The organism is Stenotrophomonas sp. RIT-551 (assembly GCF_026241915.1).
Lineage (GTDB): Bacteria > Pseudomonadota > Gammaproteobacteria > Xanthomonadales > Xanthomonadaceae > Stenotrophomonas > Stenotrophomonas bentonitica_A.
The window spans coordinates 261,502-279,552 of record NZ_JAPJIU010000004.1 but is presented as its reverse complement, the minus strand read 5'-3'; the positions used below and the strand labels follow the sequence as shown (position 1 = coordinate 279,552).

The following is an 18,051-nucleotide window of genomic DNA, read 5'->3' as shown; positions in this document are numbered from 1 at the left end:
GGCAGGATCAACGCGGCTTGACGTCGAGCAGCTCGACATCGAACACCAGCGAGGAGTTCGGCGCGATCGGGCCGGCGCGACGGGCGCCATAGCCGTACTCGGCCGGAATCATCAGCGTGCGCTTGCCGCCCACCTTCATGCCGGCGAAGCCTTCGTCCCAGCCCTTGATGACCTGGCCCTGGCCCAGGTCGAAGCTGAAGGGCTCGCCACGGTCCACCGAGCTGTCGAACTTGTCACCGTGCTTGTCGGCGGTGCGCTCGTCGTAGATCCACCCGGTGTAGTGCACCGTGACCTTGCTGCCCGGCGTGGCCTCGGCGCCGGTGCCCGGCTGGGTGTCGATCTTCTCGAACTGCGCGATGCTTCCACCGGGCGGCGGGCCGGGCGGGGTGCAGGCGGCCAGCAGCGACAGCATCAGGGGGGCGAGCAGGTAACGCGGCAGACGGCGCATGGGCGGGCTCCGGATCCAAAAAACGGGGACGCAAGGGTAGCGCATCGCCGGGCGCTATCATGGGCGCATGTCGAAACTGCTGCTCAACCTGCGCAATGTCGCGGACGATGAAATCCAGGATGTCACCGCCCTGCTGGACAAGGCGGGCATCGCCCATTACCGCACCGAGCCCAGCCCGTGGGGCATCTCCTTCGGCGGCATCTGGGTGCGCGACAACGAGGATCACCCGCGGGCCAAGGCCTTGATGGCCGACTACCAGCAGGCGCGCGGTGAGCGCGTGCGCGGCGAGCGTGAGGCCGCGCTGCGCGAGGGCACGGCCGAGACCTTCGGCAGCCTGATCCGGCGCCGCCCGGTGTTCGTGGTCACGGTGCTGGTCGGGATGGCCGTCGCCGCCGCCTTGGTGCTGCTGCCGTTCGTGCTGCTGCGCGGCTGATTCCGGCGCGGCTCAGGCGTCGCGGCCGCCCAGCGGCTAAAATAACGGGATGATCGCCAATACCGCCGCCTACCACTTCACCCCCGTCGCCGACCCGGACGCGCTGTGCGCGACCCTGCTGGAGCGGGCCACCGCCGCGCAGCTGCGCGGCACCATCCTGGTAGCGGGCGAGGGCATCAACCTGTTCCTGGCCGGGGCAGAGCAGGCAATCGATGGCTTCTACACCGCCCTGCGGGCCGATGCCCGGTTTGCCGGGCTGCGGGTGAAGACCAGCTACAGCCACATGCAGCCCTTTGCCCGGCTCAAGGCCAAGGTCAAGCCGGAGATCATCAGCTTCCGCATCGACGACGGCCAGCCGCTGGCCTACCCGCGCGCCCCGTCGATCGACCCGGCCACGGTGCAGCGCTGGCTGCGCCAGGGGCATGACGACGCCGGCAAGCCGGTGGTGATGCTGGACACCCGCAACACCCAGGAGATCGAGTACGGCACCTTCCAGGACGCGCTGGTGCTGCCGATCACCAAGTTCACCGATCTGCCCGATGCGCTGGCCCCGCACCGTGAGGCGCTGAAGGACAGCACCGTGGTCAGCTTCTGCACCGGCGGCATCCGCTGCGAGAAGGCGGCCCTGTGGATGCGCAATGACGGCATGGACAACGTGCTGCAGCTGGACGGCGGCATCCTGGGCTATTTCGAGGCCGTGGGCGGCGAGGGATACGACGGCCGCTGCTTCGTCTTCGACGAGCGCGTGGCGCTGGACGCGGCCCTGCAGCCGCTGGTGGACCAGGACGCTGACGCCGCCTGAGCCGTCTTCACGGCGTTGATTGTCCTGAATCGTCGCGAGACGGAAATCAGCGTCTTGCCACCCGTGCCTTGTGGGCGGTGGCAAACAGCGCGGACAGCCCCATCTCAGTGAGATATCTCCTGGTTGGAACGAGCATTCATGATGCAGCTGTCGATTCTTGATCTGGCGCCGGTCTGCGAAGGCAGCGACACCACGCAGGCCTTCGCCAACATGCTGGACCTGGCCCAGCACGCCGAAGGCTGGGGTTTCCACCGCTATTGGCTGGCCGAGCACCACAACATGCCCGGCATCGCCAGCGCCGCCACTGCCGTGCTGATCGGCCATGTGGCCGGGGGCACCAAGCGCATCCGTGTCGGTGCCGGCGGCATCATGCTGCCCAACCACTCGCCGCTGCAGGTGGCCGAGCAGTTCGGCACGCTGGCTTCGCTGTACCCGGACCGCATCGATCTGGGCCTGGGCCGCGCGCCCGGCACCGACCAGCCGACCGCGCGCGCGCTGCGCCGCTACTTCGACAGCGCCGACCAGTTCCCGCAGGACGTGCGCGAGCTGCTGCATTACTTCGAACCGGCCCAGAAGGGCCAGGCCGTGCGCGCCGTGCCCGGCGCCGGCATTCCGGTGCCGGTGTGGCTGCTGGGCTCGAGCCTGTTCAGTGCGCGCCTGTCGGCGGCGATGGGCCTGCCGTTCGCCTTCGCCTCGCACTTCGCCCCCGACGCGATGGATGAAGCCTTGGCGGTCTACCGCCGAGAATTCCGTGCCTCGCAGTATCTGCAGGCGCCGTATGCGGTGCTGGGCCTGAACGTGGTGGCCAGCGATTCGGAAGCTGACGCCAAGCGGCTGTTCACTACCCAGCAGCAGAGTTTCGTCAATCTGCGCCGTGGCCTGCCGGGCCTGATTCCGCCGCCGATCGACGACATCGAAGCGTTCTGGCAGCCGCACGAAAAGGCCGGCGTGCAGAACGCGCTGGCCTGCGCAGTGGTCGGTGACGTGAAGCAGGTGCAGGAAGGGCTGGCCGCGTTCGTGGCGCGGCACAAGCCAGACGAAGTGCTGGTCACCGCCAACATCTACGACCATGCCGCGCGCAAGCGCTCGTTCGGCCTGGCGATGCAGGCATGGCGCGCACTGCAGGCGTAATGCACACGGCGCATGCGAAGAAGGTGTGACCGCGCGGTTCACGTCGCCGTAGCCGCCGATCGGCTGTGATGGTGGCTCCCCCTTGCAGGAGCCACCCCATGGCCGAACACGATCGTCAGCAGCACATCAAACAACTGGCCGAACTGATCCGCGGCGTCGATATCGCGATGTTCACCACGGTCGGTGCGGACGGACGCTTGTTCAGTCGTCCGCTGGGCACGCAGGAAGTCGAGTTCGATGGCGACCTGTGGTTCGCCACCGGCGCCGACAGCCCGAAGATCGCGGAAATCACCGCCAACCCGCGCGTCAACGTGGCCTACGCCTCACCCTCGGGCAATACCTATGTCTCGGTCTCGGGCATCGCCCGTGTCGTGAACGATCGGGCCAAGATCGACGAACTCTGGTCGCCGGCGATGAAGATCTTCTTCCCAGGCGGCAAGGACGACCCGAACCTGCGCCTGATCCACGTCAGCGCCGAATCGGCCGAATACTGGGATGGCCCAGGTGGCCTGCTCGGCAAGGCCCTGTATTTCGTGCTGTCGGCCGTGACCGATGACCCGGGCGCGATGTCCGACACCGGCACGGTGGATCTCAAGCCCGGCGCGTAACCGGGCTCACAGGGCCGGCCCTGCGCCGGCCATTGTGGTGCTGAAGCCGGCCGCGGGGTCGGCTTTTTTCATGGCGCGTTGCGTGAAGGGGGGCGGCCTCAGCCGAACCAGCGTTGGAACAGGTCCACCGTGTAGCCCACCAGGTGGCCCGAACTGAAGCCGAAGAACAGCACGGCAGCCACCGCCCCGACCCAGTTGACCAGCATCAGCACGCCGTCGCGTTCCAGCAGCGCCAGCGCGAACAGCAGCAACTGGAAGCCGAACAGATAGTTGGTGAGCGGGATCGGCAGCGACAACAGCACGCCGATCAGGATCAGCAGCAGGCCGCTGAAGGCATGGGCGGGCAGCGGCACCAGCAGTCCGGCCATCCGCGGTTTGAGCAGGCGGTCCAAGCGCCGCAGCGGGCCGTCGATGCGCTCCAGGAAGCGATGCATGGTGCCGCGCTTGGGCCCACGGTTGCGGATGAAGCCCGGCAGCCACGGCCGGCGCATGCCGCACAGCATCTGCGCACCGATCAGGACCACCAGCGGCCCACTGACCGCGCCGCCGATCCCGGGAATCGGAATGAAGGCCGGCAGGATCGCCACGAACAGGAACACGCCGAACGCGCTCTGCTGCAGATCCTGCAGGATCTGGCCCAGCAGCAGCCGTTCCTCCGGGTCACCGTGGTCGAACATCGCCAGGAGGGTACGGATACCCTCGTTGCGGTACTGCGGCCGCGTCGGATCCGGCGGCGTCGGCTCAGCCGGTGATGTCATCGGTTTCGTCTTCGCTCAGGGTGCGCAGCAGCAGCTTGTCGACACGTGCACCGTCGAGATCGACGATCTCGATGCGCCAGCCGGCCCAATCGAAGTACTCGCCCGCATGCGGGATGCGGCCGAAATAATGGATGCACATGCCGGCCAGCGTGTAGTAATCGCCATCGTCGGCATCGGGCAGCTCGGCGTTGCCCATCAGTTCGCGCAGGTCCTCGATCGACAGCGAGCCATCGACCAGGAACGAGCCGTCCTCACGGGTCACGACCAGTGCGTCCTCGTCCACGTTCTCCACCGACTGCAGGCGGCCGACCACCGCGCCCATCAGGTCGCTGATGGTGACCAGGCCCTGGATCTCGCCGTACTCGTCCACCACCAGCGCCATCGACTGCTGCTCCTCGCGGAAGATCTCCAGCAGCTTCATCGCGTGGGTGGACTCGGAGACGTACAGCGGCTCGCGCAGGTTCTGGAACAGCGAATGGTCATCGCGCACCAGGCGCGTCACCAGGCTTTTGACTTCCAGCACCCCGACAATGTCCTGGTCGTTGTCGCGGAACACCGGGTAACGGGAGAACTCGTTCTCGCGCATGGTGGCGATGTTCTTCTCCGGCGCGGCCTGCGTATCCAGCCAGGCGATCCGGTTGCGCGGGGTCATCAGGCTGTCGGCGGTGCGGTCGCCCAGGCGCATGACGCGGTTCATCATGTCGCGCTCGTGGGCGTCGATCACGCCGGCTTCGTGGCTCTCGGCCACCAGCATGCGGATCTCTTCTTCGGTGACCGAGGCGGCCTCATCCTTGCCCAGGCCGAGCACGCGCAGCACCAGCCGGGTGCTGTGGGAGAGCAGCCACACGAACGGGAAAGCGATCCGGGACAGCCAGCCCATCGGCCAGGCGACCAGCCCGGCGATGTCTTCCGAACGGGTGATGGCCAGTCGTTTGGGGACCAGTTCACCGAAGATCAGCGTCAGGAAGGTGATCAGGGCAACCGCCAGCGCCTTGCCCACTTCACTGGAGTAGGCGAAGGCCGGGACGATGCCGTGCAGCCACTCGGCGATGGCCAGGCCGATCGCCTCACCGCCGAACACACCGGTCAGGATGCCGATCAGGGTGATGCCGATCTGGACCGTGGACAGGAAGCTCTCGGGCTTTTCAGACAGTTCAAGCGCGCGCTCGGCGCGTTTGCTGGTGGCGGCCATCTGCTTGAGGCGGCTCTTGCGCGAAGTCATGACCGACATTTCGGACATGGCGAAGAAGCCGTTGAGCAGGATCAGGGCAAGGACGATAAGCAGTTCAAACACGGGCTTCATCCCCGGTTGGTGGCAGGGAGGGCGTGTTCAAGCGATGTCGGCTACCGGAGGGCGCGTAAGCGCGGCGGTGCGGCGGGGGGTAAGGGTCGTCGTCCATAGAGTGCACCCGAAGGTGCCCGCGCATCTTAACAAAAGGCCGGGGCAGGGATGCAATCAGGGTCGTTCAGGCAGGGCCGTGGGAGCGTGAAGATGACAGGGAGTACCCGGATTGGACATCAAACCGTCATAATTCCGCCCGGTGCCGTCCTTCCTCGACGGCGAATAGGTTTCTCAATGTTCTCTCTGCAGACCATTTTTGGCTCCGGCAAACAGTTCTACACCCTGCTGGACGAGGCTGCCCAGGCCGCCCAGGACAGCGCCAAGGCGCTGCACGCGATGCTGCGCGAAGCGGACCGCCAGCCGGCGCTGGACGCCTTCAAGCTGGCCCGCCTGCGCGAGCGCGCCGCCTCGGACAAGATCAGCCAGGCGCTGGTCGACAGCTTCATGACCCCGATCGAGCGCGAAGACATCGAAGCGCTGGGCTCGGCGCTGTACAAGATTCCCAAGCAGATCGAGAAGTTCGCCGATCGCTATTCGCTGGCCACCCAGCACCTGGAACACATCGATTTCGCGCCGCGCGCGGCGATGCTGGAGCAGGCCGCCAGCGTGGTGGTGGAGATGGTGGGCGACCTGCGCCACATGAACCTGGACCGGATGACCGCGCTCAACGAGAAGCTGCGCTCGCTGGAGAACGAAGCCGACCGCCTGATGCTCGAGCTGTACCGCGACATCTATTCCGGCCGCCTGGACAGCCTGCAGATGTTCCTGCTCAAGGAGTTCTTCGAGATCCTGGAAAAGGCCATCGATCGTTGCCGCGAGGCCGGCGTGGTCGCCTACCAGATCGTCTTGAAGAACAGCTGACGGACGCCACAGCATGCTGACCCTTGTCCTGGTGGTGATCCTGGCCGCGCTCGTCTTCGAGTTCATCAACGGCTTCCACGATACCGCCAACTCCATCGCCACCGTGGTGGCGACCAAAGTGCTCTCGCCCGGCTGGGCGGTGATGCTCGCCGCGTTCATGAACTTGATCGGCGCGCTGACCGGCACCGCCGTCGCGCTGACCATCGCCTCGGGCCTGCTCAACACCAACGTGGTCGATGTGACCCCGCAGGTGATCCTGTGCGCGCTGCTGGGCGGCATCATCTGGAACCTGATCACGTGGTGGAAGGGACTGCCGTCCTCGTCCTCGCACGCCCTGATCGGCGGCCTGTGCGGCGCCGGCCTGGCCGCGGCCCATAACAACTGGGACGCGCTGATCTGGTCCGAGCGCATCGGCACCTGGGCCCAGAACAAGGGCCTGCTGTGGAAGGTGTTCCTGCCGATGATCACCTCGCCGATCGCCGGCTTCCTGCTCGGCATCGCGGTGATGCTGCTGCTGTGGGCGATCATCGCGGGCATGGCCAAGGTCGGCGGGTTCATCGGCCGGCTGGCGCGCCCGCGCATCGTCAATGCGTTCTTCGGCAAGGCCCAGATCGCCTCGGCGGCCTACATGGGCTTCGCCCACGGCCACAACGATGCGCAGAAGACCATGGGCATCATCGCCATGACGCTGATCGGTGCCGAAGCCACCGGTGCCCTGAACGACCTGCCGTCCTGGCTGGCCTTCATGCACCCGGACGCGAGCGCCGGCGACGGCATCGCCATGTGGATCGTGCTGACCTGCGCCGTGGTGATGGCCGCCGGTACCGCCTCGGGCGGCTGGAAGATCATCAAGACCCTGGGCCACAAGATGGTCAAGCTGCACCCGATCCACGGCTTCGCCGCGGAAACCAGCTCGGCCACCATCCTGACCCTGGCCGCGCACTTCGGCATGCCGGTCTCGACCACCCACAGCATCTCCACCGCGATCATGGGCGTGGGCTTTGCCAAGAACCCGCGTTCGCTGCGCTTCGGCGTGATCGAGCGCATCGTGTGGGCGTGGATCCTGACGATCCCGGCCGCCGGCGGTTGTGCGTACCTGATCCTGCGCCTGTTCGAACTGTTCGGCTGGGCCTGACCGGTCTGCACGTTTGAGCATCGAAAAGCCCGCCGCAAGGCGGGCTTTTTCGTGGGAGGGCGCGTGCCCGACAGGGTGAGGCGAGGCCGGTACACGCAGGATGGCGCCGCGCCGGTTCTAACGCGGCGCCGGGTCGGCCCGATCCTGCCACTCGCGTGCCAGCAGGCCGTAGACGGCTGAATCGGAGACCTCGCCGGCAACCCGCCAGCGCTCCCGCAGCAATCCTTCGCGCTGGAACCCGATCCGCTCCAGCACCTTCGCCGAAGGGGCGTTGCGCGGATCGATCTCCGCTTCCAGCCGACGCAGGCGCAGTTCATCGAACAGGTAGGCCGTGAACCGTGACAGCGCCTCGTGCATGTAGCCCTTGCCCTGTGCCGACGGCGCCAGGTGATACCCGATCTCCGCGCGCCTGGACGTCTCGTCGATCGCGAACACGACCACGATGCCCAGCAGCGGTCCGTCCACGTGCTCACGGATCGCCAGTTTCAGTTGCGTGCCTGCCTCCAGCGCGGCGAGATCGTCGAGGATCTGTACGTAGGCCTGCTTGAGGTCGGTCCACGCCGGATGGTTCCAGTAGCGCATGCCCGCACGGTCGGACTGGATCACGAACAAGGCCTGCGCGTCCGTGGCGCGGATCGGTGTCAGCACCAGGCGCGTGGTTTCCAGCATCAGGGTCGGGTCGAACGGCATGCGGGTTCCTGCCAAGGCGGTGACGCCACGGTAATCCTTCCCGCTGCATGCATCCATGCCTGGTGGCACAGGCAAGAAAAAACCCGCCGGAAGGCGGGTTCTTTCAGTGCCACACGAGGCGGATCAGACCTCCAGCGAGGCCAGGTCGCCCTTCTTTTCCAGCCAGCCCTTGCGGTCGCTGGCGCGCTTCTTGGCCAGCAGCATGTCCATCAGCGAATGGGTCTGCTCGCCATCATCGATGGTCAGCTGCACCAGGCGACGGGTATCGGGATGGATGGTGGACTCGCGCAGCTGCTGCGGGTTCATTTCACCCAGGCCCTTGAAGCGGGTCACGCTGACCTGGCCCTTGATCTTCTCGCGCTCGATCTTGTCCAGCATCGTGCGCTTCTCTTCCTCGTCCAGGGCGTAGAACACCTGCTTGCCCACGTCGACACGGAACAGCGGCGGCATCGCCACGAACACGTGGCCGGCATCGACCAGTGCCGGGAAGTGCTTGAGGAACAGCGCGGTCAGCAGGGTCGCGATGTGCAGGCCGTCCGAGTCGGCGTCGGCCAGGATGACGACCTTGCCGTAGCGCAGCCCGGCGATGTCTTCCTTGCCCGGGTCGCAGCCGATCGCGATGGCCAGGTTGTGCACTTCCTCGGAGGCCAGCACGCTGCCCGAGGACACTTCCCAGGTGTTGAGGATCTTGCCGCGCAGCGGCAGGATCGCCTGGAAGTCCTTGTCGCGGGCCTGCTTTGCACTGCCGCCGGCGGAGTCGCCTTCGACCAGGAACAGCTCGGTGCGCGACAGGTCCTGGCTGATGCAGTCGGCCAGCTTGCCGGGCAGGGCAGGCCCCTGGGTGACCTTCTTGCGGGTCACCAGCTTCTCGGTCTTCAGGCGCGCACTGGCGCGCTCGATGGCCAGCTGGGCGATCTGCTCGCCCAATGCGACGTTCTGGTTCAGCAGCAGGCTGAAGGCATCATGCGCTGCGCCCTCGACGAAGCCGGCGGCCTGGCGCGAGGACAGGCGTTCCTTGGTCTGGCCGCTGAACTGCGGGTCGGTCATCTTCAGCGACAGCACGAACGACACGCGGTCCCAGACGTCTTCCGGGGCCAGCTTGACGCCACGAGGCAGCAGGTTGCGGAAGTCGCAGAACTCGCGCAGCGCCTCGGTCAGGCCGGTGCGCAGGCCGTTGGCGTGGGTGCCGTGCTGGGCGGTCGGGATCAGGTTGACGTAGCTTTCCTGGACCAGCTCGCCTTCGGGGATCCAGGCCAGGGCCCAGTCCACCACCTCGTTTTCTTTCTTCAGGTGGCCCACGAACAGGTCGGCCGGCAGCATCTCGCGCTCGCCGAGCTCGGCCTTGAGGTAATCGCTCAGGCCGTCTTCGTAGTACCAGGTGTCCTGCTCGCCAGTGGCTTCGTCGTGGAGCTTCACGGTCAGGCCCGGGCACAGCACGGCCTTGGCACGCAGCAGGTGGCGCAGCGCGCGCAGGTTGTACTTGGGCGTGTCGAAGTACTTCGGGTCGGCCCAGAAGCGCACGCGGGTACCGGTGTTCTTCTTGCCGACGCTGCCGACCACTTCCAGCGGGGTGGCGCGGTCGCCGTTGCGGAAGGTGATGCGGTGTTCGCTGCCGTCGCGCTTGATATGCACTTCGACCAGGGTGGACAACGCGTTGACCACGCTCACGCCAACGCCATGCAGGCCGCCGGAGAAGGTGTAGTTCTTGTTGTTGAACTTGCCGCCCGCGTGCAGGCGGGTCAGGATCAGTTCGACGCCGGGGATCTTCTCCTCGGGGTGGATGTCCACGGGCATGCCGCGGCCGTCATCGCTGACTTCGCAGCTGCCGTCCTTGAACAGCGTGACTTCGACCGTGTGGGCGTGTCCGGCCAGGGCTTCGTCGACGGCATTGTCGATGACTTCCTGCGCCAGATGGTTCGGGCGCGCGGTGTCGGTGTACATGCCGGGGCGGCGCTTGACCGGGTCCAGGCCGGACAGGACTTCAATATCGGCGGCGTTATAGCGGGCGTTCATCTGTCTTCATAAAGCGCAATGCGACGGCGAAGTTTGCGGTCTGGACGGGTTTTTTGCACGCCACACGTTCAGGGGGCGGCCGACCGGGGCGCGATAGACTGTGCTGGATGGGAAACCGGAGCCTCCGGCGTCCCATTCCATGCCATACCGCGAGGAGCACCCCATGAAGAAGTTGCTGACCATCGTTGCCATCGCCGCCGCCGTGGTGGCCGTGCCCATGGCACTGGCCCAGAACGCCGGACAGGGCCAGCCCACGCCGCAGCAGGGCGAACAGGCCGACAAGGCGCAGGCCGAGGCGGACGCCAAGGCCAAGCGCCGCGCGGCCGCCACGGCCGAAATGAAGGCCAGGGGCGAGCAGGCCCCGCAGAAGGAGGAAGAGGAAGAAGCGCGGAAGAAGCGCTGATTCCTGTTGTCTGATTACCGACGCCCCGGCCTGGCCGGGGCGTTTTTTATGTGAAGACCGGCATCCGCCCCTTGGGCTGGAGGCCGTCAATCTGTAAACTATGGCTTTCCGGGAGTAGTGCGTGTCATCCATCAGCGAATGGACTGGCCTGATCGTGCGCGATCGCCAGCAGGGTAGGCAGGAGGTGACGGTCCAGACAGCGGCCGGCACGGCTGACCCGACGTCGCTGACCCACTCCCGCACCGTATCCCCCCTGATCCCGTTCCTGGCGCGTGAAGATGCCGCCGCCAGCCGGATCGTCCCGATTTCCCCCTTTACGTCGTCCGTCGCCCCGCGCGCCGGCGCCGTTTCCCCCTTCCTGACAGGACACCCCCAGCCATGACTCCCTTGATCTTCGTAACCGGCGGCGTAGTGTCCTCGCTCGGCAAAGGCATTGCCGCCGCGTCGCTTGCCGCCATCCTCGAGGCCCGCGGCCTGCGGGTGACGATGATGAAGCTCGATCCGTACATCAACGTCGACCCGGGCACCATGAGCCCGTTCCAGCACGGTGAGGTCTACGTCACCGATGACGGCGCCGAGACCGATCTGGACCTGGGCCATTACGAGCGCTTCGTGCGCACCCGCCTGAGCCGCAAGAACTCGGTCACCACCGGCCGCATCTACGAGAACGTGATCCGCAAGGAGCGCCGCGGCGACTACCTGGGCGCCACCGTGCAGGTCATTCCGCACATCACCGATGAGATCCGCCGCTGCATGGACGAGGCCACCGAAGGCTTCGACGTGGCGCTGGTGGAGATCGGCGGTACGGTGGGCGACATCGAGTCGCTGCCGTTCCTGGAGGCGATCCGCCAGGTGCGCACCGAGCGCGGCCCGGAGAAGGCGCTGTTCATGCACCTGACCCTGGTGCCGTACATCGCCGCCGCCGGCGAGCTGAAGACCAAGCCGACCCAGCACTCGGTCAAGGAGCTGCGCTCGATCGGCATCCAGCCGGACGTGCTGCTGTGCCGTTCCGAGCAGGTCGTGCCGGATTCGGAGCGCCGCAAGATCGCCCAGTTCACCAACGTCTCCGAGCGCGCCGTGATCAGCGTGCCGGACGTGGACGTGCTGTACCGCATTCCAATGGGCCTGCACGCGCAGGGCCTGGATGACATCGTCATCAACCAGCTCAAGCTCGGCGACAAGGCCGGCCCGGCTGACCTGCACGAGTGGGAAGCGGCGGTGGACGCCACCCTGCACCCGCTGGACGAGGTCACCATCGCGGTGGTCGGCAAGTACGTCGACCACCAGGACGCCTACAAGTCGGTCGGCGAAGCGCTCAAGCACGGCGGCCTGCGCCAGCGCACCAAGGTCAACCTGAAGTGGCTCGAAGCGCAGGAGCTGGAAGACAGCGACCTGGCCGCGCTGAAGGATGTCGACGGCATCCTGGTGCCGGGCGGCTTCGGCGACCGTGGTTTCGAAGGCAAGGTGCTGAGCTCGCAGTTCGCCCGTGAGCAGCAGGTGCCGTACTTCGGCATCTGCTACGGCATGCAGGCCGCGGTGGTCGATTTCGCCCGCCACGTGGCCGGCCTGGAAGGTGCCAACAGCACCGAGAACGATCGCCAGTCGCCGAACCCGGTGATCGGCCTGATCACCGAATGGCGCACCGCCACCGGCGATGTCGAGAAGCGTGACGACAAGAGCGACCTGGGCGGCACCATGCGCCTGGGCCTGCAGGAGCAGCGCCTGAAGCCGGGCACGCTGGCCCGCGAGCTGTACGGCAAGGACGTGGTCGCCGAGCGTCACCGCCACCGTTACGAGTTCAACAACCGTTACCGCACCCAGCTGGAAGATGCCGGCCTGGTGATCGCCGGCAAATCGATGGATGACACCCTGGTGGAAGTCATCGAGCTGCCGCGCGACCAGCACCCGTGGTTCCTGGCCTGCCAGGCGCACCCGGAGTTCCTGTCGACCCCGCGCGACGGCCACCCGCTGTTCATCGGCTTCATCCGTGCCGCGCGCGAGCGCAAGGCCGGTGGCAAGCTGGCCCAGGACGCAGCTGCCTGATCGGCACGCCGCACTTGCAGTGGGGGCCGCGTGCCCCCATTGCAGAGCGCTAATCACCCACGGCGGCTGGCCTGGCCAGTGTTCGCCGGACAACAAGGAAACGCCATGAAACTGTGTGGATTCGACGTCGGGCTGGACCAGCCCCTGTTCCTGATCGCCGGCCCGTGTGTGATCGAGTCGATGCAGCTGCAGCTGGACGTGGCTGGCAAGTTGAAGGAAATCACCGATCGCCTCGGCATCAACTTCATCTTCAAGTCGAGCTTCGACAAAGCCAACCGCACCTCGGGTACCGCCTTCCGCGGCCCGGGCATGGAAGAGGGCCTGAAGGTCCTGGCTGAGGTGAAGAAGCAGATCGGCGTGCCGGTGCTGACCGACGTGCACGAATACACCCCGATGGACGAAGTGGCCTCGGTGGTGGACGTGCTGCAGACGCCGGCGTTCCTGGTGCGTCAGACCGATTTCATCACCAAGGTGTGTGCGGCCGGCAAGCCGGTCAACATCAAGAAGGGTCAGTTCCTGTCGCCGTGGGACATGAAGCCTGTCGTGGAGAAGGCCAAGGCCACCGGCAACCAGGACATCATGGTCTGCGAGCGCGGCGCCAGCTTCGGCTACAACAACCTGGTCAGCGACATGCGTTCGCTGTCGGTGATGCGCGATACCGGTTGCCCGGTCGTGTTCGATGCCACCCATTCGGTGCAGCTGCCGGGCGGGCAGGGCAACAGCTCCGGCGGCCAGCGCGAGTTCGTGCCGGTGCTGGCGCGTGCGGCGGTCGCTGTGGGGGTGTCGGGCCTGTTCGCCGAGACCCACCCGGATCCGTCCAAGGCGCTGTCCGATGGCCCCAACGCGTGGCCGCTGGACCGCATGGAAGAACTGCTCGAAACCCTGATGGAACTCGACGCGGTCACCAAGAAGCACGGGTTCTCGCGCTTCGCATGATGGCCGACGTGCCGGCGTCACCCGCGGTGCGCCGCGGCTGGCGTGGTTGGGCCTGGGGCTGGATCGCGCTGGGTGCGGCGATGACCGCCTGGGGCGGTGTGTTCGTGCTGGTGCTGCTGGTATTCGCCAGCGTCGGCTCGCCGGGCGATGGCGACAACGCGCTGCGCTCGGTGCGCCCGCTGCTGCTGGTGACGCTGTCGCTGACCGGGACCGTCGCGCTGGTCTGTGTCACTGCCAGCGTGCTCGCATTCCGGCTGCGCCGGCAGGCGGCTGGCGGCGGTGGCGCACTGCTCCTGCTGGCCCTGTTGATGCTGGTGTTGTTGATCCCATCGCTGGTCTCGCGCCAGGCCACCGTGGCCGGGGTGCTGCCGTCGGCCACGCCGATTTGGCAAGTGACGGGTGTGCAGGGATAATCACGCGGCATGTTTTTTTCGGCGCTGCATTGGCGGCGCCTCCCCTCTCTGACTGGTAACCGGCCCGCTATGACCACGATCCGCAGCATCCACGCCCGTGAAATCCTCGACAGCCGTGGCAACCCCACGCTGGAAGCCGAAGTCATCCTCGAGGACGGCTCGTTCGGTCGTGCCGCGGTGCCGTCGGGCGCCTCGACCGGCACCAAGGAAGCCGTGGAACTGCGTGACGGCGACAAGACCCGTTACCTGGGCAAGGGCGTGCGCAACGCCGTGTCCAACGTCAACACCACGATTGCCACCGCGCTGAAGGGCTTCGATGCCGCCGACCAGGAAGGCCTGGACCGCCGCCTGATCGATCTGGACGGCACCGAGAACAAGGGCCGCCTGGGCGCGAACGCGCTGCTGGGAGTTTCGCTGGCCAATGCCCACGCCGTGGCCGCCTCGAAGAAGCAGGCGCTGTGGCAGCACCTGGCCAATGGCCGCGACGTGACCCTGCCGGTCCCGATGATGAACATCATCAACGGCGGCGCACATGCCGACAACAACGTCGACTTCCAGGAGTTCATGGTGCTGCCGGTCGGCTTCACCTCGTTCTCCGAGTCGCTGCGTGCCGGCACCGAGATCTTCCATTCGCTCAAGTCGGTGCTCAAGGGCCATGGCCTGAGCACGGCGGTGGGCGATGAAGGCGGCTTCGCACCGGACTTCCGCAGCAACGTCGAAGCGCTGGACACCATCCTGGAAGCCATCGGCAAGGCCGGCTACACCGCCGGTGAAGACGTGCTGCTGGGCCTGGACGTGGCCTCCAGCGAGTTCTACGAGAACGGCAAGTACAACCTGGTCGGCGAGAACAAGCGCCTGACCTCCGAGCAGTTCGTCGACTTCCTGGCCGACTGGGCCGCGCAGTACCCGATCATCACCATCGAAGACGGCCTGGCCGAGAACGACTGGGCCGGCTGGAAGCTGCTGACCGACCGCATCGGCAACAAGGTGCAGCTGGTCGGTGACGATCTGTTCGTCACCAACCCGAAGATCTTCAAGGAAGGCATCGAGTCCGGCACCGCCAACGCGATCCTGATCAAGGTCAACCAGATCGGCACCCTGACCGAGACCCTGGAAGCGATCGCCATGGCGCACGCGGCCAACTACGCCTCGATCGTCTCGCACCGTTCGGGCGAAACCGAAGACACCACCATCGCCGACATCGCCGTGGCCACCACCGCCACCCAGATCAAGACCGGCTCGCTGTGCCGCAGCGATCGCGTGGCCAAGTACAACCAGCTGCTGCGGATCGAGGAAGCCCTCGGTGCCGGCGCGCGTTACGCTGGTCGTGACGCGTTCGTGTCGCTGAAGCGCTGATCGCATGCGCAACTGGCGCTGGCTGCTGCTGGTGCTCGCGCTGCTGCTCGCGTGGCTGCAGTACCGCTTCTGGTTTGGACCGGGCAACTCGGGCGAGGTGATGATGCTCGAAGCCCAGGTCGAGAACCAGAAGCGGGACAACGCCGGCCTGCAGCAGCGCAATGACGCGCTGGCTGCCGAGGTCAAGGACCTCAAGGAAGGCGAGGCAGCCATCGAAGAACGCGCGCGCAGCGAGCTGGGCATGATCAAGCCCGGCGAGAAGTTCTACCGCGTGGTCGAAGACGCGCCGGTGCCGCCGCCGCGTGCACCGACGGCCGTTCCCGATCCGGACGCGCCGCACCAGGACGTGCCCTGATGGCCGGCATCTGGGCGGTGGTGCCCGCCGCTGGACGTGGCACCCGCTTCGGCGGGCCCACGCCCAAGCAGTATCTGCTGGCCGGCGACCGCGTGTTGCTGGCCCATACCCTCCAGGCGCTGCTCTCGCACCCGGTCGTGGCCGGGGTGATGGTGGTGGTCGCCGAGGATGACGCCGACTGGCCGGGCTGGCAGTCGCTGGCGGACAAACCCATCCTGACCTGCATCGGCGGGGCGACCCGTGCCGGCTCGGTACTGGCCGGCCTGCATGCCTTGCCCGATGACGTGCGGGCCGATGATTTCGTGCTGGTCCACGATGCCGCCCGCCCCAACCTGGCCGCTGCCGATCTGGGCCGCCTGCTGGAAGTGGGGCGTGCCGACCCGGTCGGCGCGATCCTGGCCGCCCCCGTGCGCGACACCCTCAAGCGTGCCGGCGACGACGGCGGCATCGATGCCACCGAGCCGCGTGAGCGCCTGTGGCGCGCGCTGACCCCGCAGCTGTTCCGCCGCCACCAGCTGGCGCGCGCGCTGCAGGAGGCGGCCGATGCCGGCGTGGAGGTCACCGACGAGGCCATGGCCATGGAGCGCCAGGGGCTGCGCCCGCTGCTGGTGGAAGGCAGCGAAGACAACTTCAAGGTCACCACCCCGGCTGATCTGTCCCGTTTTGAATTCGTGTTGTCGCGTCGCGAACCCTGACGTCCGCACGCGCCACACCCAACCGCAGGTTCTTGCAATGACCACGCCACAGTTCCCTCCCTTCCGCATCGGACAGGGCTACGACGTCCATGCCTTCGGCGAGGGCGACCACATCATGCTCGGTGGCATCCGGGTCGAACACAGCTGTGGCGTGCTCGCGCACAGCGATGGCGATGTGATCCTGCACGCCCTGTGTGATGCGATGCTCGGCGCGCTGGCGCTGGGTGACATCGGCGTGCATTTCCCGCCGACGGACATGCGCTGGAAGGGCGCGGACAGCGCGCACCTGCTTGCGCATTGCAACGGCCTGCTGCGCGAGCGCGGCTGGCAGGTCGGCAACACCGACATCACCGTGATCTGCGAGCGGCCGAAGGTCGGCCCGCACGCCTTGGCCATGCGTGAGCGCATCGCCACCGTGCTGGGCATCGCGCTGGACTGCGTGAGCGTCAAGGCGACCACGTCGGAGAAACTGGGCTTCACCGGCCGCAGTGAGGGCATTGCTGCCCAGGCCAGCGTGCTGTTGGTGGCGCTGTGATCCCGTTGCCGCTGGCGTTCGGTGCGCCGCTGCTCACCGCGAAGATCCGCACCACGCCGGAGGATTTCCAGGTCGACGAACTGCCGGCGTTCGAGCCGAGCGGCGAGGGCGAGCACCTGCTGCTGACGATCCGCAAGCGTGGCGCGAACACCGTGCACGTCGCCAAGGTGCTGGCCAAATGGGCCGGGCTGCCGGACATGGCGGTCAGCTACGCCGGCATGAAAGACCGCCATGCGGTCACCACGCAGCGCTTCAGCGTGCACCTGCCCAAGCGCGTGGCGCCGGATCCGGCGCTGCTGGCTTCCGATGAGATCGAGGTGGTCGAGTCGACCTGGCACAACCGCAAGCTGCAGCGCGGTGCGTTGGCCGGCAACCGCTTCAAGCTGGTCCTGCGCGATGTGCAGGGGGATGCTGCGGCCATCGAAGAGCGACTTTCCCATATCGCCTCGCGTGGCCTGCCGAACTGGTTCGGTGAGCAGCGTTTCGGTCGCGATGGCGGCAATGTGCCGGCGGCGCTGGCGATGTTCGGTGGCCGCCGCATGCGTCCGGACCAGCGCTCGCTGCTGCTCTCGGCCGCCCGTTCGGCGCTGTTCAACCAGGTGTTGGCGGCGCGCGTGGAGCAGGGCAACTGGGACGCGCCGCTGGACGGCGAAGTCTGGATGCTCGATGGCAGCCGCAGCGTGTTCGGCCCGGAGCCGTGGACGGATCTGCTGGCCGATCGTCTCGGCCGCTTCGACATTCATCCCAGCGGCCCGTTGTGGGGCGAGGGCGAACTGCGCAGCACCGGTGCCGCTGCCGAGCTGGAGCTGGGCGCGGTTGCCGATGCGCAATCACTCGCACTGCGCGCCGGCCTGGAAAGCGCCCGCCTGAAGCAGGAGCGCCGCGCGCTGCGCCTGCGCCCGGCGATGCTGCAGCACCAGTGGCTGGCTCCCGAGGTGCTGGAACTGAGCTTCGCGCTGCCGCCCGGCTGCTACGCCACCGCGGTGCTGCATGAGCTGGGGCCGGTAGAAGACGCCAGCCAGTCCGACACCCAGGCCGCGTAGAGCCGACCGTTGGTCGGCTGCCGTCCGTCCCGGCGCCGCAAATTACGTAGA

21 protein-coding genes are annotated in these 18,051 nt (G+C 67.0%); 16 read left to right on the top strand and 5 right to left on the bottom strand.

All coding sequences use genetic code 11. From position 1 onward, the window contains the following. Window positions 1–7: 7 nt before the first annotated feature. On the bottom strand, window positions 8–448 hold the full coding sequence (locus ORK51_RS07550) for an FKBP-type peptidyl-prolyl cis-trans isomerase (protein WP_019183352.1): 441 nt from the start codon (window positions 446–448) through the stop codon (window positions 8–10). Window positions 449–515: 67 nt separating this feature from the next. On the opposite strand from ORK51_RS07550, the gene ORK51_RS07545 reads away from it, so the two are divergent. The 4 genes from ORK51_RS07545 (at window position 516) to ORK51_RS07530 (ending at window position 3,422) form a co-directional block, all read left to right on the top strand. Next, complete coding sequence (locus ORK51_RS07545; protein WP_019183351.1) at window positions 516–881, top strand: DUF6164 family protein; 366 nt, start codon at window positions 516–518, stop codon at window positions 879–881. A 49-nt stretch (window positions 882–930) separates the two neighbouring features. Next, window positions 931–1,683 (top strand): sulfurtransferase, encoded by a 753-nt coding sequence (locus ORK51_RS07540; protein WP_046273691.1) that lies wholly within the window; start codon window positions 931–933, stop codon window positions 1,681–1,683. Window positions 1,684–1,821: 138 nt separating this feature from the next. Continuing rightward, window positions 1,822–2,814, top strand: a complete 993-nt coding sequence (locus ORK51_RS07535; protein ID WP_266084648.1) for an LLM class flavin-dependent oxidoreductase — start codon at window positions 1,822–1,824, stop codon at window positions 2,812–2,814. Between the two features lie 98 nt (window positions 2,815–2,912). Further along, window positions 2,913–3,422 carry a pyridoxamine 5'-phosphate oxidase family protein gene (locus ORK51_RS07530; protein WP_261997354.1) on the top strand — a complete coding sequence of 170 codons (510 nt, stop codon included), beginning with the start codon at window positions 2,913–2,915 and terminating at the stop codon, window positions 3,420–3,422. A gap of 98 nt (window positions 3,423–3,520) precedes the next feature. On the opposite strand, the gene ORK51_RS07525 is transcribed toward ORK51_RS07530, so the two are convergent. Next, on the bottom strand, window positions 3,521–4,180 hold the full coding sequence (locus tag ORK51_RS07525) for an exopolysaccharide biosynthesis protein (protein WP_019183347.1): 660 nt from the start codon (window positions 4,178–4,180) through the stop codon (window positions 3,521–3,523). Continuing rightward, a complete protein-coding gene (locus ORK51_RS07520) occupies window positions 4,164–5,474 on the bottom strand; it encodes a hemolysin family protein (protein WP_026069803.1) in 1,311 nt (436 codons plus the stop codon). Before ORK51_RS07520 ends, ORK51_RS07525 begins: the two co-directional genes overlap by 17 nt. Before the next feature lie 282 nt (window positions 5,475–5,756). Here ORK51_RS07520 and ORK51_RS07515 point away from each other — a divergent pair, with 282 nt between their 5' ends. Then, on the top strand, window positions 5,757–6,383 hold the full coding sequence (locus tag ORK51_RS07515) for a DUF47 domain-containing protein (RefSeq protein ID WP_019183345.1): 627 nt from the start codon (window positions 5,757–5,759) through the stop codon (window positions 6,381–6,383). A 13-nt stretch (window positions 6,384–6,396) separates the two neighbouring features. Then, window positions 6,397–7,518, top strand: coding sequence for an inorganic phosphate transporter (locus tag ORK51_RS07510; protein WP_019183344.1), 1,122 nt, complete (start codon window positions 6,397–6,399; stop codon window positions 7,516–7,518). A gap of 117 nt (window positions 7,519–7,635) precedes the next feature. Here ORK51_RS07510 and ORK51_RS07505 read toward each other — a convergent pair whose 3' ends face one another. Together ORK51_RS07505 and parE are read right to left on the bottom strand one after the other, a co-directional pair. After that, window positions 7,636–8,208 (bottom strand): GNAT family N-acetyltransferase, encoded by a 573-nt coding sequence (locus ORK51_RS07505; RefSeq protein WP_266084647.1) that lies wholly within the window; start codon window positions 8,206–8,208, stop codon window positions 7,636–7,638. A 123-nt stretch (window positions 8,209–8,331) separates the two neighbouring features. Beyond that, window positions 8,332–10,221: a DNA topoisomerase IV subunit B gene (gene parE, locus ORK51_RS07500; protein WP_046273688.1), complete on the bottom strand. Its 1,890-nt coding sequence runs from the start codon at window positions 10,219–10,221 to the stop codon at window positions 8,332–8,334. A 163-nt stretch (window positions 10,222–10,384) separates the two neighbouring features. Between parE and ORK51_RS07495 the strand changes: the two genes are divergently transcribed. The 10 genes from ORK51_RS07495 to truD all read left to right on the top strand — a co-directional run bounded on the left by ORK51_RS07495 (window position 10,385) and on the right by truD (window position 18,000). Continuing rightward, window positions 10,385–10,624, top strand: coding sequence for a hypothetical protein (locus ORK51_RS07495; RefSeq protein ID WP_176989627.1), 240 nt, complete (start codon window positions 10,385–10,387; stop codon window positions 10,622–10,624). Window positions 10,625–10,745: 121 nt separating this feature from the next. Then, window positions 10,746–11,006 (top strand): hypothetical protein, encoded by a 261-nt coding sequence (locus ORK51_RS07490; RefSeq protein WP_261997356.1) that lies wholly within the window; start codon window positions 10,746–10,748, stop codon window positions 11,004–11,006. After that, window positions 11,003–12,667 carry a CTP synthase gene (pyrG, locus tag ORK51_RS07485; protein WP_070427084.1) on the top strand — a complete coding sequence of 555 codons (1,665 nt, stop codon included), beginning with the start codon at window positions 11,003–11,005 and terminating at the stop codon, window positions 12,665–12,667. Before ORK51_RS07490 ends, pyrG begins: the two co-directional genes overlap by 4 nt. A gap of 105 nt (window positions 12,668–12,772) precedes the next feature. Beyond that, the gene (kdsA, locus tag ORK51_RS07480; protein ID WP_019183338.1) at window positions 12,773–13,603 is read left to right on the top strand and encodes a 3-deoxy-8-phosphooctulonate synthase; all 831 of its coding nucleotides are present in this window, start codon (window positions 12,773–12,775) and stop codon (window positions 13,601–13,603) included. Then, window positions 13,603–14,016, top strand: a complete 414-nt coding sequence (locus tag ORK51_RS07475; protein WP_019183337.1) for a hypothetical protein — start codon at window positions 13,603–13,605, stop codon at window positions 14,014–14,016. Before kdsA ends, ORK51_RS07475 begins: the two co-directional genes overlap by 1 nt. Before the next feature lie 69 nt (window positions 14,017–14,085). Continuing rightward, the gene (eno, locus tag ORK51_RS07470) at window positions 14,086–15,372 is read left to right on the top strand and encodes a phosphopyruvate hydratase (RefSeq protein ID WP_019183336.1); all 1,287 of its coding nucleotides are present in this window, start codon (window positions 14,086–14,088) and stop codon (window positions 15,370–15,372) included. A gap of 4 nt (window positions 15,373–15,376) precedes the next feature. After that, the gene (gene ftsB, locus ORK51_RS07465; protein ID WP_019183335.1) at window positions 15,377–15,727 is read left to right on the top strand and encodes a cell division protein FtsB; all 351 of its coding nucleotides are present in this window, start codon (window positions 15,377–15,379) and stop codon (window positions 15,725–15,727) included. Continuing rightward, window positions 15,724–16,422: a 2-C-methyl-D-erythritol 4-phosphate cytidylyltransferase gene (ispD, locus tag ORK51_RS07460; protein WP_026069800.1), complete on the top strand. Its 699-nt coding sequence runs from the start codon at window positions 15,724–15,726 to the stop codon at window positions 16,420–16,422. Before ftsB ends, ispD begins: the two co-directional genes overlap by 4 nt. A 37-nt stretch (window positions 16,423–16,459) precedes the next feature. Then, window positions 16,460–16,957 carry a 2-C-methyl-D-erythritol 2,4-cyclodiphosphate synthase gene (ispF, locus tag ORK51_RS07455; RefSeq protein ID WP_019183333.1) on the top strand — a complete coding sequence of 166 codons (498 nt, stop codon included), beginning with the start codon at window positions 16,460–16,462 and terminating at the stop codon, window positions 16,955–16,957. Then, window positions 16,954–18,000: a tRNA pseudouridine(13) synthase TruD gene (gene truD / locus ORK51_RS07450; RefSeq protein WP_070427086.1), complete on the top strand. Its 1,047-nt coding sequence runs from the start codon at window positions 16,954–16,956 to the stop codon at window positions 17,998–18,000. The genes ispF and truD overlap by 4 nt, the downstream gene beginning before the upstream one ends. Window positions 18,001–18,051 lie beyond the last annotated feature (51 nt).

Bases quoted from the DNA above. Each gene is read 5' to 3' on its own strand.
- ORK51_RS07550 (WP_019183352.1), bottom strand. From the start codon at position 448: ATGCGCCGTCTGCCGCGTTACCTGCTCGCCCCCCTGATGCTGTCGCTG.
- ORK51_RS07545 (WP_019183351.1), top strand. From the start codon at position 516: ATGTCGAAACTGCTGCTCAACCTGCGCAATGTCGCGGACGATGAAATC.
- ORK51_RS07540 (WP_046273691.1), top strand. From the start codon at position 931: ATGATCGCCAATACCGCCGCCTACCACTTCACCCCCGTCGCCGACCCG.
- ORK51_RS07535 (WP_266084648.1), top strand. From the start codon at position 1,822: ATGATGCAGCTGTCGATTCTTGATCTGGCGCCGGTCTGCGAAGGCAGC.
- ORK51_RS07530 (WP_261997354.1), top strand. From the start codon at position 2,913: ATGGCCGAACACGATCGTCAGCAGCACATCAAACAACTGGCCGAACTG.
- ORK51_RS07525 (WP_019183347.1), bottom strand. From the start codon at position 4,180: ATGACATCACCGGCTGAGCCGACGCCGCCGGATCCGACGCGGCCGCAG.
- ORK51_RS07515 (WP_019183345.1), top strand. From the start codon at position 5,757: ATGTTCTCTCTGCAGACCATTTTTGGCTCCGGCAAACAGTTCTACACC.
- ORK51_RS07510 (WP_019183344.1), top strand. From the start codon at position 6,397: ATGCTGACCCTTGTCCTGGTGGTGATCCTGGCCGCGCTCGTCTTCGAG.
- ORK51_RS07505 (WP_266084647.1), bottom strand. From the start codon at position 8,208: ATGCCGTTCGACCCGACCCTGATGCTGGAAACCACGCGCCTGGTGCTG.
- parE (WP_046273688.1), bottom strand. From the start codon at position 10,221: ATGAACGCCCGCTATAACGCCGCCGATATTGAAGTCCTGTCCGGCCTG.
- ORK51_RS07495 (WP_176989627.1), top strand. From the start codon at position 10,385: ATGAAGAAGTTGCTGACCATCGTTGCCATCGCCGCCGCCGTGGTGGCC.
- pyrG (WP_070427084.1), top strand. From the start codon at position 11,003: ATGACTCCCTTGATCTTCGTAACCGGCGGCGTAGTGTCCTCGCTCGGC.
- kdsA (WP_019183338.1), top strand. From the start codon at position 12,773: ATGAAACTGTGTGGATTCGACGTCGGGCTGGACCAGCCCCTGTTCCTG.
- ORK51_RS07475 (WP_019183337.1), top strand. From the start codon at position 13,603: ATGGCCGACGTGCCGGCGTCACCCGCGGTGCGCCGCGGCTGGCGTGGT.
- eno (WP_019183336.1), top strand. From the start codon at position 14,086: ATGACCACGATCCGCAGCATCCACGCCCGTGAAATCCTCGACAGCCGT.
- ftsB (WP_019183335.1), top strand. From the start codon at position 15,377: ATGCGCAACTGGCGCTGGCTGCTGCTGGTGCTCGCGCTGCTGCTCGCG.
- ispF (WP_019183333.1), top strand. From the start codon at position 16,460: ATGACCACGCCACAGTTCCCTCCCTTCCGCATCGGACAGGGCTACGAC.